Annotated in this window: 15 protein-coding genes; all 15 read right to left on the reverse strand. The window is 60.2% G+C overall.

Annotated features, from left to right (window positions below; translation table 11 throughout):
* A partial coding sequence (locus PMI11_RS07985; RefSeq protein ID WP_007815357.1) for an ABC transporter ATP-binding protein occupies nucleotides 1-805 on the reverse strand: 805 nt, incomplete at its 3' end.
* Nucleotides 798-1,577 (reverse strand): ABC transporter permease, encoded by a 780-nt coding sequence (locus tag PMI11_RS07990; RefSeq protein ID WP_007815359.1) that lies wholly within the window; start codon nucleotides 1,575-1,577, stop codon nucleotides 798-800. The genes PMI11_RS07990 and PMI11_RS07985, both read right to left, overlap by 8 nt.
* Nucleotides 1,574-2,401, reverse strand: a complete 828-nt coding sequence (locus PMI11_RS07995) for an ABC transporter permease (RefSeq protein WP_007815362.1) — start codon at nucleotides 2,399-2,401, stop codon at nucleotides 1,574-1,576. Before PMI11_RS07995 ends, PMI11_RS07990 begins: the two co-directional genes overlap by 4 nt.
* A gap of 64 nt (nucleotides 2,402-2,465) precedes the next feature.
* Nucleotides 2,466-3,488: an ABC transporter substrate-binding protein gene (locus PMI11_RS08000; RefSeq protein ID WP_007815363.1), complete on the reverse strand. Its 1,023-nt coding sequence runs from the start codon at nucleotides 3,486-3,488 to the stop codon at nucleotides 2,466-2,468.
* Nucleotide 3,489: 1 nt separating this feature from the next.
* The gene (locus tag PMI11_RS08005) at nucleotides 3,490-4,533 is read right to left on the reverse strand and encodes a LacI family DNA-binding transcriptional regulator (RefSeq protein ID WP_007815364.1); all 1,044 of its coding nucleotides are present in this window, start codon (nucleotides 4,531-4,533) and stop codon (nucleotides 3,490-3,492) included.
* 169 nt (nucleotides 4,534-4,702) lie between these two features.
* The gene (locus PMI11_RS08010) at nucleotides 4,703-6,136 is read right to left on the reverse strand and encodes an efflux transporter outer membrane subunit (protein ID WP_007815366.1); all 1,434 of its coding nucleotides are present in this window, start codon (nucleotides 6,134-6,136) and stop codon (nucleotides 4,703-4,705) included.
* 154 nt (nucleotides 6,137-6,290) lie between these two features.
* Nucleotides 6,291-9,401 (reverse strand): efflux RND transporter permease subunit, encoded by a 3,111-nt coding sequence (locus PMI11_RS08015; RefSeq protein WP_007815368.1) that lies wholly within the window; start codon nucleotides 9,399-9,401, stop codon nucleotides 6,291-6,293.
* Between the two features lie 50 nt (nucleotides 9,402-9,451).
* The gene (locus tag PMI11_RS08020) at nucleotides 9,452-10,669 is read right to left on the reverse strand and encodes an efflux RND transporter periplasmic adaptor subunit (protein ID WP_007815370.1); all 1,218 of its coding nucleotides are present in this window, start codon (nucleotides 10,667-10,669) and stop codon (nucleotides 9,452-9,454) included.
* Between the two features lie 149 nt (nucleotides 10,670-10,818).
* Nucleotides 10,819-11,421: a TetR family transcriptional regulator gene (locus PMI11_RS08025; RefSeq protein WP_007815372.1), complete on the reverse strand. Its 603-nt coding sequence runs from the start codon at nucleotides 11,419-11,421 to the stop codon at nucleotides 10,819-10,821.
* Between the two features lie 97 nt (nucleotides 11,422-11,518).
* Nucleotides 11,519-12,463, reverse strand: a complete 945-nt coding sequence (locus tag PMI11_RS08030; protein WP_007815374.1) for a phosphoribosylaminoimidazolesuccinocarboxamide synthase — start codon at nucleotides 12,461-12,463, stop codon at nucleotides 11,519-11,521.
* 181 nt (nucleotides 12,464-12,644) lie between these two features.
* Nucleotides 12,645-14,387, reverse strand: coding sequence for an SLC13 family permease (locus PMI11_RS08035; protein ID WP_007815377.1), 1,743 nt, complete (start codon nucleotides 14,385-14,387; stop codon nucleotides 12,645-12,647).
* A 108-nt stretch (nucleotides 14,388-14,495) separates the two neighbouring features.
* Nucleotides 14,496-15,179: a phosphoribosyltransferase gene (locus PMI11_RS08040; protein ID WP_037070918.1), complete on the reverse strand. Its 684-nt coding sequence runs from the start codon at nucleotides 15,177-15,179 to the stop codon at nucleotides 14,496-14,498.
* Nucleotides 15,180-15,184: 5 nt separating this feature from the next.
* A complete protein-coding gene (locus PMI11_RS08045; protein ID WP_007815380.1) occupies nucleotides 15,185-15,997 on the reverse strand; it encodes a pseudouridine synthase in 813 nt (270 codons plus the stop codon).
* A 163-nt stretch (nucleotides 15,998-16,160) separates the two neighbouring features.
* On the reverse strand, nucleotides 16,161-16,367 hold the full coding sequence (locus PMI11_RS08050) for a hypothetical protein (RefSeq protein ID WP_007815382.1): 207 nt from the start codon (nucleotides 16,365-16,367) through the stop codon (nucleotides 16,161-16,163).
* A gap of 135 nt (nucleotides 16,368-16,502) precedes the next feature.
* Nucleotides 16,503-16,841, reverse strand: a complete 339-nt coding sequence (locus PMI11_RS08055; RefSeq protein ID WP_007815384.1) for a hypothetical protein — start codon at nucleotides 16,839-16,841, stop codon at nucleotides 16,503-16,505.
* Nucleotides 16,842-17,144 lie beyond the last annotated feature (303 nt).

A 17,144-nucleotide genomic window follows, 5' to 3' on the forward strand; every position in this document is an offset into this window, starting at 1 on the left:
CCCCCGCCGCACCGTCAGGCGCTGCGGCGGAAAGCGCGACAGGGCCGTTCGGCGTCGCAAGCTTTCCGTCCTTCAGCGCAAAGATGTTTTCGAAACCGACGAAATCGGCGACGAAGGAGGAAACAGGCTTGTTGTAGATGTCCTCGGGTGTGCCGATCTGCTCGATACCGCCGTTCAGCATCACGATGATACGGTCGGCAAGCGCAAGCGCTTCCGCCTGATCGTGGGTCACGAAGATCATCGTTACACCAGTTGCCTTCTGGACGCGCTGCAACTCGGCACGCATTTCAAGGCGAAGGCGGGCGTCGAGGTTGGAAAGCGGCTCGTCGAGCAGCAGCACTTTCGGCTCCATGACCATGGAGCGGGCGAGCGCCACGCGCTGCTGCTGGCCGCCCGAAAGTTCGCCCGGCTTGCGGCCAGAAAACTTCGCAAGGCCGACGGATTTGAGGCCGGCATTGACCTTGGCATTTAGATCCTGGCCGCGAAGGCCCTTCAGGCGCAGACCGAAGGCGACGTTTTCATAGACCGTCAGATGCGGAAAAAGCGCGTAGGACTGGAAAACGAGGCCGACGGCGCGCTTGTTGGCGGAGACGCGGGTGATTTCAGCACCATCGAGATTGATGCGGCCGGAGGCCGGATTGAGCAGGCCGGCAATGGCGCGCATCGTCGTCGTCTTGCCGCAGCCGGAGGGGCCGAGAAGGGCTACGAGCTCGCCCTTGGCGATCGACAGGTCGAGGTCCTTCACCGCGACTGTATCGCCATAGGCGAGCGTCAGCTTGTCGAGTTGAAGGTAGGCATCAGACATAGCGAGAGAATCCCAGGAAACGTTCGGCGAGGAAGACGATGCCGATCGAAAGGAAGGCGAGCAGCGCCGAGAGCGCGGCAACGGATGGGTCGTAGGTGGTCTCCATATAGCCCAGCATGTCGATCGGCAGCGTGCGCACGCCGGGGCCGGAGAGGAAGAGCGAGACCGGCACCTGATTGAAGCTGGTGACGAAACCAAGGATGAAGGCGGCGAGAATGCCGCCGCGGATATTCGGCATGACGACGCGGAAGAAGGCGCCGAGCCGCGAGGAGCCGAGCAATACGGCGGCTTCCTCGATGTCCGAGCGCAGATTGCCGAGGCTCGCCGATACCACGCGCACGGCATAGGGCAGGACGAGCGCCGTATGGGCGAAGAAGAGCGCCAGCGTGATGTTGAAGCCGAAGGGCACGACCAGATACCGAAGCAGCGCCAGACCGACGATGATCCCGGGCACGATGATCGGCAGCGAGACGATGGTCCTCACAGTTTCCGCGCCCGGTAGCCGGTAGCGCGACAGGGCATAGGCGGCGGGAATGCCGAGGATAAGGGCTGCAACCGTGCCGAAGACCGCAAGGAACATCGACATGGCGAAGCTGTCGCGGAAGCTATCGATGGTGAAGACCTTGGCGACCCAGCGCAGCGACAGACCCTGCGGCGGGAAAGCCAACGTATCGCCGGCCGAAAGCGAAGCGGCGATGATGATCAGGAACGGGCCAATCAGGAAAACCAGCAGCAGGAACAGCACGACCGGCGAGAAGAGGCGGATGCTCATCGGCGGTTCCTCGCGGTGGCAAGGCGTTTCAACAGGATATTGGCGGCAAAGCTCATGACGATCAGGATGAAGGCGATGACGCTCGCCGAGACGAAGTTATTGGCGACGGAAACCTGCTGATACAGCAGCGTTTCCAGCATCAGCACCTTGGAGCCGCCGAGGATGGCCGGCGTGATATAGGCCGTCAGCGAGCCGGTGAAGACCAGCGTGCCGCCGACGACGAGACCTTCCTTGGTGAGCGGCAGGATGACCTTCCAGAAGACCTGGAACCAGTTCGCGCCGAGCACGCGGGCAGCTGGAATGGCATCCTTCGGCATGTTCTCGAGTGCGCTGATGAGCGACAGGATCATCAGCGGCAGGAAGAGCTGCAGCAGGCCGATGAAGATGGCGGTTTCGGTGAAGAGCAGCCGCAGCGGCTCGGCGCTCAGACCGAGACCCGTGATGGCTTCATTGACGATGCCGGTGCGGCCGAGAATGACGATCCAGGCATAGGTGCGGGCGACTGGCGAAATCATCAGCGGCAGGGTGACGAGGCCGATCATGCGGCCTTTGCCCTTCGGCGGCAGGTTGACGATCGCAAAGGCGGCCGCATAGCCGATGACGGCCGAAACCGCCGTCACTTCGAGGCCGAGCCGGAAGGTGCGGAAGAAGACGGTGCGGTTCAGCGTTTCGGAGAAGAAATCCGTATAGGCGGCAAGCGTCCAGGCTCCACCACTGCGAAAACCTTCCGAAAGCAAGATTGCGACGGGCAGCAGAAAGACCACGACGGCGAAGATCGCTGCCGGCAGGGCAAGCGCCAGGGCTTCTGCGCGGTTCTGGAACATGAGACGCCTTTCGAGCGGGGAAGGGTCGGTCCCGGCCGCTGCCGGGACCGGTTTCAGAAATGGCCTACTGGCCGACCTTTTCGTTCCATTCCTTCAGCCAGCCATTGCGGTTGTCGAGGGCGGCTGCGGACTGGATCAGTTTCAGGCTCTTGGCGGTGTCTTCGCCATAGGTGATGTTGTTGGCAACCGCGTCGGAGACCTTGACCTCCTTGTTGGCCGGGCTGTCGATCAGCTTTTCGGCGAGCTTGGTCTGGACTTCGGTCGACAACCAGAAATCCATGAACTGCAGCGCGAGATCCTGGTTCTTCGAACCCTTGGTCAGGACCAGCACGTTCATGCCGCCGGTCTGGCCTTCTTTCGGCGTTGCCCAGGCGACGGGGACGTTGAGTTTGGTAAAGCCTGCCCAGGAGAAGCGGCCGATCGGAGCGGCCCAGATTTCTTCCTGCTGCATGAGCTGCACGAGCTGGGAGGACTTTTCATAGAAGGTGACGATCTCATCCTTCTTTTCGCCAAGCGCTTCGATCGGCGCCTTGAGGTCCGGGGTGTCCTTGCCGAGCGCGAGGCCGAGCATATAGAGCGCCGGCGGACCCTGGTTGGTCGTGACGTTCGGGAAGGCGACGTGGCCGACATATTCCGGCTTCAGGAGGTCGGCCCAGGACTCGATCTTCATCTTGTCAGAGCGATAGGCGATCGAGGTGGCGTAGAAGGTGTAGCCGACGCTCATGCCGTCGCCGTTCGGATCCTTGGCGACATCATAGAGCTTGGAGAAGTTTTCGAGCTTGGACGTATCGACCTTGTCGATCAGGCCGGCGCGGGAAGCGGCGAGGCCATCAGCCATGGAGACGGCGGCGAGATCGACCACCGGATTGGCTTTGTTGGCTTCCATCTTGGCGATGCGCTCGACGCTATTGCCGGTTTCGACAACGAGCTTGCAGCCGCACTTGGCTTCGAAGGGGGCGTAGACGATCGTCTTGTAGTCATCCTGCGCGAAGGCGTAGACGGAAATGGTGAGCGTGCGTTCCTGTGCCGCGGCGCCGAGGGGGGAAAGTGCAGCGAGCACCACCGATGCAATAAGAGCTTTCTTCATTCTATAGGTTCTCCATCTCTGAGGTTTTTGGTGCCGGGTTCGCGAGCCCGGATGACTGGCGGATGATGAGCTGCATGGGCACGCGTTCGGTCTCCGCCGTAACCAGCACGCCCTCTCGTGTGCCGCTTTCGTTTATTCTGTCGACCAGTGCCGAGACGGCGATTTCGGCGATGGTATCCATGTCCATCCTCACCGTTGTCAGCGACGGCGTGACGACAGGCGACCAGATGAGATCATCGAAGCCGGTGACGCTGACATCGGCGGGCACGCTGATCCCCTCCTGCTGCAGTTCGGTCAGCGCGCGCAGCGCCTGCAGGTCGGAAAGGGCGGCAAAGGCGGTGAAGCCCTGACGCGCCTTTTCCGCAAGGCCCAGCCGGCAACCGGCGCCCGTCTCGTTCTCCAGCCTCTCGATCCAGAGTGTTTCGGAGCGCATGCCGGGCTGCAAGCCGGCCCTGATGCCGCCGGCGCGGTCATTCTGGACATTGGATTCGTGATTATTGCCGATGATCAGGATCTGCTTGTGACCGAGGCTGGCGAGATGGGCGGCGATTTCCCTGCCGCCCTGCCAGTGGTCGGCAGCGACCGTATTGCCGGGCGTGGAGGCGGTATCGATGACCGCGACCGGGCAGCTTGCGGCGGAAATGCGGGTGGCGCGGCGCGGTACAACCACCATGCCGTCAACGCCACGCTCTACCAGCCGGTTGATCGCTTCGGTCTGCGCCGTGATATCGCCGCGGGAGTCGGCGATCAGCACGCCATAGCCTGCAGCGGATGCAGCATATTCGATGGCCTGTGCGATCTTCGGAAAGAGAGGATTGGCGATATCAGGCAGGACGAGGCCCAGCACGCCACTGCGGCCTGTGCGCAGCGCCCGTCCGGCCTGGCTCGGCACATAGCCGAGTTCGGCGGCATGCGCGCGAATTCTTTCGATCAGAGCGTCGGAAACCCGGCCTTTGCCGGAGAGCGCATTCGAGACCGTAGCAACAGAGACGCCGAGCGACGTCGCTATCCTGTTGAGATTGGGTCCCGGGCGTTGTGAGGCCATTGTTTTGAAGCGCCGCGCTTAATCGTTTAATCAATTGCATAGCGTAGCGATTACGGCTTGTCGAATCCAAATTCCTCCCATGCGCATATTATCTATCCCGGGAGATATCCACGCAAAGAAAAAGCCCCGCGGAAACCGCGGGGCTTCGGAATAACACTATGCGAGGACCTTAGCTGCCCTTGGTAACCTTGACCGGTCCCGGACCGGTGGTCTTGCCGCCTGGAGCGAAGCCGCCGCCGGCTGCGATGTTGAGCGCGGCGTAATCCTTTGCCATCTGCTGAACAGCGGCGGCAAGGCTTGCCTGAGCAAGAGAGACCTGACGCTGGGCGTCGAGAACATCGAGCAGCGAGGAGGCGCCGTCCTTGTAGGATGCCGTCGAGAGCTCGAGGGTTTCCTGCGTCGTCCTGACCTGGGCGCGCAACGCATCAACCGTCTGGGCATCACGGCGAACGGCCGACAGGGCGTTTTCGACCTGCTCAATTGCCGTCAGGACGGTCTGCTTCCAGGCGAGATAGGATGCGGCTGCGTCGGACTTGGAGACGTCGACATTGGCGCGCAGGCGGCCACCATCGAGGATCGGCAGGTTCAGGGTCGGGCCGAAGGACCATGCCGACAGGCCGCCGTGCAAGCCGCGCTGGTTAATGTAGCTAGGCGAGATCGAACCGGATAGCGAGATCGACGGATAGAGCTGAGCTTCGGCGACACCGATCTGGGCGGTGGCAGCGGCGAGGTTCCGCTCGGCCTGGCGAATATCCGGACGGTTGCGGATCAGGTCGGCCGGAATGCCGGAATTGATACCGCCGCGGAAAGTCGGCTGGCCGGAGCCACGCAACAGTTCATCGACCATGGAACCGGCCGGCTGGCCGACGAGGGTGGCGATATGATGAGCCGAAACGCGGATGTTGGTTTCGAGGCCGGGGATTTCTGCGAGCGTCGACTGGACGAGACCTTCAGCCTGCACGACGTCGAGGCGGGACGCTGCACCTGCATCAAGCTGGAACTTGGTGAGGTCGTAGGTTTCCTGACGAGACTTCAGGTTGGCCTTCGAAAGCGCGAGGCGCTGCTGATAGAAGCGCAAATCGATATAGGTAGAGATAATGTCCTGGATGTAGGACAGCTTGGCAATGTCGGCACCCGCGTAAGCGGAATCAAGCGAGGCGAGGGCGCTTTCCTTGCTGCGCTTGTAGAGGCCGAAGAGATCGAGCAGCCAGGACAGCGAAAGCTGGCCAGCGCTGGTGTTGCGGGTATCAAGCTGGGTACGCAGTTCGCCCGTCTGGCCACTGACGGTGTGGGAAGCACCGACATCGAGGGCGGGCAAGGCGCCGGCGCCGGCGATGGTCACGTTGGCGGATGCGGAATTGATGCGCTCAATGGCCTGCTGAACCGTCAGGTTCTGGGCAAGGCCGGTCTGAACAAGGCTGTCTAGCTTGCGGTCATTATAGGCAGTCCACCAGGCCGTGGTAGCGACATCGCCGTTGCTCTTTTTGCCGCCTTCACTGAATTTTCCAGGAAGCGACATTTCAGGGGGTACGTGATCAGGGCCTAATACACAGCCCGACAGCAATAACAATAGCGCCGGTGTGGCATAACGAAGAGATACCATGCATTTCATCCTGTAACTCGAGCAAGTCAATTCTTGTCCGAAGCGTCATGCTTCACTATCGGCCCGACGCGCCTCGTTCTTTACGCTAAACACATGCCGAAGCAGTCCGTGCGCAATGTAGCAATCCGGAAAGCTTTCTCACAGTGCATTTATATCACACTCCCGCCTCATTTTTTTGCCGTGTGGCAAAGATGCGGCGGATCACGACGAAGAAGGACGGCACGAAGAAAATGCCGAGCATCGTCGCCGAAAGCATCCCACCGAGCACGCCGATGCCGATCGCGTTCTGGGCAGCGGAACCCGCGCCCGTGGCGATGGCCAAAGGCACGACGCCGAGAATGAAAGCCAGAGAGGTCATGATGATCGGGCGCAGGCGCAGCCTTGCTGCTTCCAGCGTTGCCTCGAAGAGCCCCTTGCCCGTCTCCATTCGGTCCTTTGCGAATTCCACGATCAGGATCGCGTTCTTCGCGGCAAGGCCGATGGTCGTGAGCAGGCCCACCTTGAAATAGACGTCGTTCGCCTGCCCGAAGAGCGTTGCTGCGGCAAGCGCGCCGAGCACGCCGACAGGCACGGCCATGATGACCGAGAACGGGATCGACCAGCTCTCGTAGAGCGCAGCCAGGCAGAGGAAGACGACGAGAACCGAAATCGCGTAGAGCATCGGTGCCTGCGAGCCGGAGAGCCGCTCCTGATAGGAGATGCCCTGCCAGGCGACCGTATAGCCGCCACCGAGCTGTTCGGTCAGAGCTTCCATCTCGTTCATGGCTTCACCCGAGGAGACGCCAGGGGCTGCCGCTCCGTCGAGCGGGATAGCACTGACGGCGTTGAACCGGGCGAGCGACGGCGCGCCATCGACCCATTGCGTTGTCGTGAAGGCGGAGAAGGGCACCATCTCGCCGGCGTTGTTGCGGGCATACCAGTGGTTCAGATCGGTCGGCTGCATGCGGAAGGGGGCGTCGCCCTGCACGTAGACGGGCTTGATCTCGCCGTTCAGCGTGAAGTCGTTGACGTCGCGGCCGGTGAAGATGATCGACAGCATGGAGTTGACCGAGGCGAGGTCGACACCCATGGCGCCGATCTTCTCCTGATCGATCAGGATCTTCATTTGCGGCTCGACTTCCTTGTTATTCGAACGCAGCGCGACGACCTTGCCAGTGGCGCCAGCCATCTGGATCAGCCGCTTGGAAGCGGCCGTCAGGGCTTGATTGCCATGACCGCCGGTGTCCACCAGATACATGGAGAAGCCGCTCGACACGCCGAGACCCTGGATCGCGGGCGGTAGCAGCGCGAAGACCTGCGCCTCGCGGATCGTGAAGAAGTTCTTGAGAGCCCGGTTGACCACTGACTGCGCGCTGAGATTGGGATCGGTGCGCAGCGAAAAGTCCTTGAGCTTGGTAAAGACGATGGCGCTGTTCTGGCCCGAGCCGTTGAAGCCGAAGCCGAGCGCACCGAAGACGGAATCCACCGCATCCTTCTCGTTTTCACGGAAGTATTTTTCGACCTTTTCAACGACGGCCTGCGTCTGCTGCGTGGTGGAGCCCGGCGGCGTGGTGACGATGGTCAAGAGTACGCCCTGGTCTTCCTGCGGCAGGAACGAACTGGGCAGGCGCGTGAAGAGATAGGCGCAACCGACGCCGATCAGCAGGAACACGAGCATGACGCGGATCGGTCGCTTCAAGAGGTAGCCGATGGTGCGGACATAGCCGTTAGTCGAGCGGGTGAAGTTGCGGTTGAACCAGTCACCGATGCGATGCTTCTTATGCTCGTTGACCGGCTTCAGCATCGTGGCGCAGAGCGCCGGCGTCAGCACGATGGCGACGAGCGCAGACAGCAGCATGGCCGAAACGATGGTGATGGAGAACTGGCGATAGATGATGCCGGTCGAGCCGCCGAAGAAGGCCATGGGAATGAAAACGGCGGTCAGCACGAGAGCGATGCCGACGATGGCACCGGTGATTTCACCCATCGACTTCTCGGTCGCTTCAAGCGGCGAGAGCTTTTCCTCCGACATGATGCGTTCGACGTTTTCCACGACGACGATGGCGTCGTCGACGAGAAGGCCGATCGCCAGCACCATGGCAAACATCGTCAGCGTATTGATCGAATAGCCTGTTACCGCAAGGACGCCGAACGTGCCCAGAAGCACGACGGGAACGGCGATGGTCGGGATCAATGTCGCACGCAGGTTCTGCAGGAAGATAAGCAGGACCACGAAGACGAGAACGATCGCCTCGATCAGCGTATGTACGACCTTCTCGATCGACAGCTCGACGAAGGGGGTCGTGTCGTAGGGATAGGTGATCTCGACGCCTTCCGGCAGGCCGCGGCCGATCGTTTCGAGCGCGGTGCGGACACGGGCGGCGGTATCGATGGCATTTGCGCCAATCGCAAGGTTGATGGCGAAACCTGATGATGGCTGGCCATTATAGCGCGAGCTGCCACCATAGCTTTCCTGACCGATCTCGACGCGGGCGACATCGCTGAGGCGGACTGTCGAACCGTCCTTTTCGACCTTCAGGATGATGTGCTCGAAATCCGCGACGGTGGTGAGCTGGCTCTGCGCGGTAATCGTGACGTTGATCTGTTGGCCAGGGACGGCCGGTTGGGCGCCGAGCGAGCCGACGGAGACCTGGGTGTTCTGTGCCTGGATGGCCGAGGTCACGTCGCTGGGGGTAAGCTGGTATTTCTGCAGCTTGAACGGATCCAGCCAGACGCGCATTGCATAGCCGGAGCCAAACACGTTGATGCTGCCCACGCCTTCCAGACGCTGGATCTGGTCCTCGATCGAGGTCGACATGATGTTGCCGAGGTCGACGGAGGTGCGCTTGCCGTCCGTTGAGACTAGCGAGCCGACGAGAAGAATGCTCGAGGTGGAGCGCGTGACGCTGATACCGGCATCGATGACGTCGCCTGGGAGCTGCGACTGGACGAGCTGCAGCTTGTTCTGCACCTGCACCTGCGCGATGTCAGGATTGATGCTGGTGCCGAAGGTCAGCGAAATGCTGGCTGAGCCTGTCGATGAGGTCGAGGTCATGTAGGTCAGGTCATCGAGACCAGTCATGCCGTCTTCGATGATGGTGGTCACCGATTTTTCGACCGTCTCCGCGCTCGCGCCGCGATAGCTGGTGTTGATGCGGACCGTGGTCGGCGCAATATCGGGATATTGCGAGATCGACAGCGTGAAGATGGCGAGCAGACCGGCGAGCATGATGGTGATCGCAATGACCCAGGCGAAGATCGGTCGTCGGATGAAAAACTTGGCCATCGGTTATTCCTGTACGGCTGGGACGGTGACGATACGAATGTGCCTGCGCATTACTTTGCAGCGGGCTTCTGTTCGCCTCCGGCCACGGGCTGATCGGCAGGGACAACCACGCCGTTGTCGTTGATCTTCATTGGAACCGGCTTTACCGGCATGCCTGATACAATCGACTGCAGGCCGCTGATGATGAGCTGATCGCCGTCCTTCACGCCTTGCGTCACCAGCCAGGAATTGTTGGAGGGTGTGGCATTTTCGAAGACACGGGTCTCGACCTTGCCCTCGGCGGAAACGAACTGTGCCGTCAGGCGGCCGTTGGCGTCGCGGGTGGTCGCAAGCTGCGGCAGGGAATATCCGGTTTCGGCACCGAGTTCGACCGTGGCACGTACATACATGCCCGGCAGGACGACGCGGTCCGGATTTGGGAAAACCACGCGAATGATGAAGGTGCCGGTCGTTTCGCTGACGACCTGCTTCGACATGTCGAGCTTGCCCTTCTGATTATATTCGCGGCCGTCTTCAAGGATCAGGCGGAACGCAATGTTGTTGTCCTCGCCCTTGACCTCGCCGGCAGCGATCGCATCGCGCAGCTTCAGCAGGTTGGTGCTTGATTCCGTCAGCGAAATGTAGATCGGATCGAGCTGGCGCACGGTGGTCAGTGCGGTCGACTGGTTGGCTGCAACGACGTTGCCGATGTTGTAGGCCGTCTGGTCGATGACGCCATCGAAGGGAGCCGTGATCTTTGTGTGATCGAGGTCGATCTGCGCCGCGGTCAATGCCGCCTTTGCGGATTCGACCTCTGCATTTGCCTGGGCAAGAGCCGTGCGGGCGGTCTCGAATTCGATCTGTGTTGCGCCGCTGCCGACCAGACGCTGGTAGCGGTCGAAATTGCTCTGGGCGCTTGGCACGCTTGCCTGAGCCTTGGAAATCGCAGCCTGGGCCTGCTCGACGGCTGCGCGGTAGGCGGCATCGTCGATTTGGTAGAGCAGGTCGCCCTTCTTGACTTCGCCGCCTTCCTTGAAGGCGATTTCACGGATGATGCCGTTCACCTGCGGACGGATATCGGCCACCTGAAAGGCTTCGGCGCGGCCAGGCAGGATCGTGGTGATCGGATAGGTATCCTTCTTCAGCGTGACCACACCGACCGGGGCAGCCTGCTGGGCAGCAGTGCCTGCGCCTGCATTGCCGGCGGGCTTGCTGCCGCTCTCGTTGCAGGCGGCCAGGCCCATAACCAGCAAGAGGGCCGAGGAGACGATGAGGGCACGCCAAATCATGCTGAATTCCTGTGCGGTGGCAGTAGCGGTTCAATCGCCGGCCCTATGTGGCGCCGCTCTATATAGGAGTGATGATTGATCCGGAAACAGATGCCGTTATCCGATATTAAGAAAAGCTTTACGAAGTGACGTAATTCAGCAATCGTCACTTAGCAAGGGTTATTTTGCAGTGCGGCATCCACGAAACACACGATTTTTTCCGCACGGTGAACAAGTGTGTTCTTGTCGTCCTTGGCGATAAGAATGGGATGCAGAACACAGGCCAGAACGTCTGCAACGGTGCGGGCTGCCGCATCCGTATTGTCGCAATGGTAATTGCCTTCGGCCACGCCTTCGCGAATGATCTCGCCGAGCTTCTGCTCTATCCGTTCGCGATAGCGATGACCGGCGTCGAGTTTGGCGTCGATCGTCGAGATCACCATTTCGAAGATGTAAGGGTTCTGCTGGATGTCCTGCAGATGACTGTCGAGCAGGCGCAGGACGAAGCTCAGCAACTGCTCCTTCGGCGGCAGGCTGGTGTCGACGGCGGCGAAGCGCTCCGTGGCGTTGCCGAGATGGCGCTCGGCAATCGCATCGACAAGCACCGTCTTTGATTGAAAATGCTTGAAAACATTGGCCGGCGACATATGCAGCGACGAGGCGATATCGGCGATGGAAACTGCGACGAAGCCGCGCTGGCGAAACAGCGTCTCCGCCATCGAGAGGATATCCTCCCTGGTCTCTTCGGCCTTGCGTCTGGGCCTGCGTGCCATCTGTCCCCCGCCGGCTTGGCCCGGCACCCCTTTTTTCCAATGCTAGCGCGATTGGTTGAAAGGCTGCAAGCAGGCTCGCAGCTTTGTCTTCAACGGTTCAGGAAAAATAGGGCGCGAGATTTGCCCGGACACGCGCCGCTGGCGTTTCCCCGCGGTCGTCGGGTACGAAGCGTTCACCGGTGATCCATTCATAGGCTTTGATGTAGACGGCCGAGGTCTGCTCGATCAGCTCGACCGGAATTTCCGGAATTTCATCCTTGTAAGGGTCGCAGCGCTCGACCACCCAGGCGCGCACGAAGTCCTTGTCGAAGCTGTCCGGCCGCTTGCCCGCTTCGAAGGCGGCGGGGTAGGTTTCCGCCACCCAGTATCGGCTGCTGTCGGGCGTGTGGATTTCGTCGGCGAGAATGATGTTGCCATTCTCGTCCGTGCCGAATTCATATTTGGTGTCGACAAGGATCAGGCCGCGTTTTGCCGCCATTTCCTGGCCGCGGGCGAAAAGCGCCAGTGCATATTTCGAAAGCGTTTCCCACTGCTCTTTCGTCAGCAGTCCGCGGCTGACGATTTCGGCTGGCGTCAACGGCTCATCGTGGCCGCCATCGAACTCCTTGCTGGTCGGCGTGATGACCGGCTCGGGAAGAATCTGGTTGTCGCGCATGCCGTCGGGCAGGCGCATGCCGTACATCTCGCGCTCGCCCTTCTTATAGAGCGTCAGGATCGAGGTGCCTGTCGTGCCGGCGAGATAACCACGCACAACGATCTCGACCGGAAGAATGTCGAGCCGCTTGCCGATGACGACGTTCGGATCGGGATAATCGAGAACGTGATTGGGGCAAATGCCCTTCGTTGCCTCGAACCAGTAGCGGGCCGTCTCGGTCAGCACCTGTCCCTTGTAGGGAATGCAGGTCAGGATGCGGTCGAAGGCGCTCAGCCGGTCGGTGCTGATGATGATGCGCCGCCCATCCGGAAGATCGTAATTCTCGCGCACCTTGCCACGGTAGTAGTTCGGCAGTTCCGGGAAATGGGCTTCGGAGAGAATACGCACGGTGCCTGGCTGTCCTTCTATCGGCTTAGACTAAAGCGTGCCGCGATCTTTAAGGTTCGCTTCCCACGCTTTAGGTCTTTGTTTTACGCATGTCGTTATCGCAAAACCGCTCCACACTTTTGCGCCGCATGCTCTGACCCTGCTCTAGTTTCATTGCCGGGGAAGTCAAGCAAAGGCTCATTCAAAGCCAGAAGACGGCGATGAGAATGAGCGTGACTATATAGCCGGCGAGCGTCAGCGGCCAGCCGGCGCGCAGGAAATCGCCGAAGCGGTAGTTGCCGATGCTCATCGACAGGGTATTGTTGTGATGGCCGAAGGGGGTCAGGAAATCCTGCGAGGCGCCTGCGGCCACCGCGATTAGATAGGCCTGCGGCGGCTGCTGGCCGGCTCTTGCAAATTCCAGCGCAATTGGCGCAAGCACGATTGCGACCGTAGCGTTGTTGACGAAGGGCGTCAGCGTCATGGCGAGAAACAGAACGAGCGCAATGCCCCACAGGGGATGGCTGATCGGGAAGGCCAGGCTCAGCCATGCTGCGATGGTCTCGGCCGTGCCCGTTGTTGCGACCGCCTGGCCGATCGGGATCATCGCGGCAAGCATGATGATGATTGGCCAGTTGAGATCCGCCATTGCATGGCGAATGTTGAGATAGCCGGGCAGTGCGAGCGCCAGCACCACGAAGGCAAGAGCAATATCGGGGCGTAGGCCGAAGGCGGAAGCGACAACGCCGCAGGCAAAGATTGCAAAAGGCTGCCATGAAGCTGACGATCCGGGGGAGGGCGCTGCGGAGGCAAGCGGCAGGCATTCACATTCTTCCAATGCCTCAGCGATCGCCGCTTTCGGACCTTCCAGCACCAATATGTCGCCGATCGAAAGCTGCAGATCCGCAAAACGTCCTTCGATACGGGGAGAACGCATCGACAGTGCTGAAACAGTTACGCCGCGAGCGCGAAAGACTTCCAGTGATGCGATGCGCGAGCCGACGACTGTGCTTTCCGGCATGACGACGGCTTCGATGCTGACGAAATCCGGCTGCAGCCCGTGCGGATGGGCGTCTGGCACCAGCGCCTGCGAGGCGGCCAGATCCGCGAAGACCAAATCCGCGCCCTGTGCCAGCAGAATATCGCCCGGCTGGATGACCGATTGTTGGAGCGGGCCAAAGACGAAAGCCCTGTCGCGGATCAAGGCATGCGGCTGGATGCCGAAACGCTCGGGACATTGGGCAAGCGTTACACCGACGAGCGGCGAATGCTCGGGAATGCTGCGCTCCACGACGATGCGGCGGGCTGGCGAAGCTGGCAGTTCCGTGGCCTCGTCCGGCTCCGAAAACAATCGCTGCACGATCAGCGCGATCAGGAGAATGCCTGTTATGGCGACCGGAAGCCCGACATAGGCGAAGTCGAAGAAGCGGAAACCTTTGCCGGTGGTTTTTTCAAGCGCATCGCTGACGAGAAGATTGGCGGGCGTGCCGATCAGTGAGACGAGACCGCCGAGAAGAGCGGCGAAGGAGATCGGCATCACGAGCTGCCGGCGCGGAATGCTCATGAGCGTGCTCAGCCGCAACGCCAGCGGCAAGCTGATCGCAAAGGCACCGATATTGTTCATGAAGATCGAGATGAAGCCGGTCAGAGCGGAGATGCCTGTTATGACCCGGAAATGCGAGAGACCCGATGCTACGAAGCGCTCGGCAAGACTGTCGAAGAGTTTGGTGCGTGCCAGTACTTGGACGATCAGCAGGATTTCGACCACGGTGACGACGACAGGGCTTGCGAAGCCGGCAAAGATGCTATCGGCAGGATAAAGGCCGAGCACATAGCCCGCAAGCAATCCGCCGATCGAGATAACTTCCATGCGCAGGCGGTCGAGGGAGAACAGGAAGAGCATCGCCACCAGCAGGATCAGGAGGGCTGCTTGCTCAAGCGTCATCGGTGGTTCCTGTCTTCGATCACACGCCGAATGTAGCTCTTCGTCTCGCGCTGTATAGCCCGTTCAGACGAAAGAATGATCGGTCCTCACATGTGATCCTGATGTCGCTCAGGCAGGCCTGCGCCAATTTCCTTCGGCGGTCCGCTCAAGGATGGGCGTGGCAAAAACGCCCTTCGTGCGTGCCTGCCATTGAGGGCCTGCGGCGTCGAGTTTGGTGCGCCAGCGGTCCGATTGCAGCATGGCCGCGCCAATGACGACGGGTTCTGTGCCGCAGCTTGCGAGCAGATCGAGACCTGCGACAACAGAGGTCCCGCTCGATATGACGTCATCGATCAGCGCGACGCGGCGTCCTTCCAGCAGGGGCAGCATGCGCGGATCGACATAGAGCCGTTTCTGTTGTTCCGGCGTGGTGATCGATGAGAGGGCGACCGACAGTTCGTCGCGATACCAGAATTTGCGGGAGGTGCCGAGCGGCACATAACGGCTGTGGCCGAGCTTCTGGGCGACGGCCGCCGCAAGCGTCAGGCCGAGTGTCGGCAGGCCGGCGACCACATCGATGCCTGATGGTTCTATCTTTGCTGCAAGGCTCTCGGCGAGCACATCCAGCACCGCAAAGCTTGCCTGATTGATGATCAGCGAGGCCAGCGCATGCTCACCATCCGAAAGCACCCGAATCGGCAGCCGCAACTGCCTGCCATCTTCCAGTTCCGCTATAAAAAAGGAGGTGAAATCGCCGCCCGTTTCGAAACTATCAGGCGGATGGATTTCCTGCCAGAAATCATGCGGCATCATCTCGTTCATGATCGGTCCCGTATCGCCTTGCCGGTGCCGACCTTCCGGCGAAGGTCTTTCAGTTCAGATTCAGTCAGCGCCCTGACCGATCCCTTCGGCAGGTCGCCAAGCTCCAGTCCACCGATTGCGACACGCACGAGCCGCAGGCAGGCGATATCGAGCGCTTCCAGCATCCGGCGGATCTGCCGGTTGCGGCCCTCCTGCAGTTCCACTTCGATCCAGGAATTGCGGTCGCCCTCGCGCAGCTTGCGGGCAGCGGTGGCGCGCAGCAGTTCGCCGTCATGCCGAAGACCTGACATCATCGCTGCCAGCATGTCGTCATCGGCGATCCGATCGATCTGCACATGGTAGGATTTTGAGACGTGGGTGATTGGATCGAGCAGCGTCTGGGCGAATTCCGTATCGTTGGTAAAGAGCAACAGCCCCTCGCTCGCCTTGTCGAGCCGACCGACAGGAGAGAGGTGCGGGACATCAAAATCGGCCAGGCAGTCATAGACGGTCGGGCGACCTTCCGGATCATGACGAGTAGTCACAAGGCCGCGCGGCTTGTTGAGCATCAGGTAGATTCTGGCCTCTGCGACGATCTCTTTGTCATCGACCTTGATAAGGGCGGTCGAAAGATCGACCCATGCCGAGGGATCTGTGACAATGCGATCACCGACCGCGACGCGGCCCTCAGCGATCAGCCGTTCGGCCTGCGTGCGGGAACAATAACCAAGCTTGGAGAGCGCACGTGGAAGCGTGACCCGCTTGCCGGTCGGTTCGGCCTGGGGTCTGCTGCGTTCGTATGTTTTCTGCGGTGATCGCCGGCCTTTCACTTCGCCATCCCTGATGCGATTGCGAAAGCCGTTCTTTGCATGAACGACGCACGGATACCAGCAATGGTGCTCGAAATTCTGGGGAGTAGGGGATTTCGGATGCCGAAAGAAATCATCGACGCTTTAGGTAAAGCGCAGTGGGTAAGAAGAGTCTTTTACCGCCTCAAGGGCAGGCCATGAAACCGGCGAGTTCCTGTCGGTTCATCATAATGCCAGCTGCGGCCTTGGCCGGGTCCGGATGTGTATACGAGAGGCTCGGCATTTCGGGCAGATCGAGCGCCTGGCGCATGTTCATGATGCCGACTGCGCGACGTCCATCGCTGCTGTCGACGCTGACTTCAACGATCAGCTGCTCTCTCTTATTCTCCATAATGTCCTCCCTTCATTTTTATGTTCCTATTGCTCGCATTAAAAATTGGTTTTTCTAAGACATAAGTGTTTACGCATCCTGCAAAAAATGGATCTGCAGGATGTGTAAAAAATGCGGGATCTGGAGCTTGGCAGTTCAACGCCACCAGTGCCGCGGCTCGGGCTGCGAGGCGCCTGACAACATATAACCTGCCAGGAAGCCGATTGCGCCGGCAACCAGAAGCGCCGTCGTGGTCGCTGCTGGATGTTCGCGGGCCGTGCCAGCGACTGCCGCACCTTCGGCCCGGATCTGGGCAACAGCGCTTTTTGCGCGGGGAAGCGCGTCTTCGTAAGCCTTGCCGGCGCGGTCGCGCACTTCATAATAGGCTTCGGCGCCCTGAGCGGAAATCATCTTCTGCAGGCGGGAGACCTCCTGCTGCAGAGCGGCGATATCCTTGCTGACGGAAGTTCTGAGATCATCGGTATTGGCGGCCATGTCTGTCTCCTTTCCTTCAATGGGGAGGGAAACACGAAAAACCGCGTTAGGTTCCGAACCTTTCGCCACAATCCAATATGACGGTTGTTTGACAGTGGTGATGGGGCCGGCGTTTATTCTGCGTTAACCATAAAATTGGCCAAGGCACTGTTTTTTCGTGGCCTTTCCGCGTTTTTCGGAGGGTTTCCGGACGATTTTTTATCGTCTGGTAAAAGATTGTTCGGGAATTTTGTCCCAGAGGGTGGCCTGTGGATAACTTTCCACCAGAAAATCCCTTGTCGAATCAACCTGTTACAAAAATGT

Source organism: Rhizobium sp. CF142 (genome assembly GCF_000281145.1).
GTDB lineage: Bacteria > Pseudomonadota > Alphaproteobacteria > Rhizobiales > Rhizobiaceae > Rhizobium.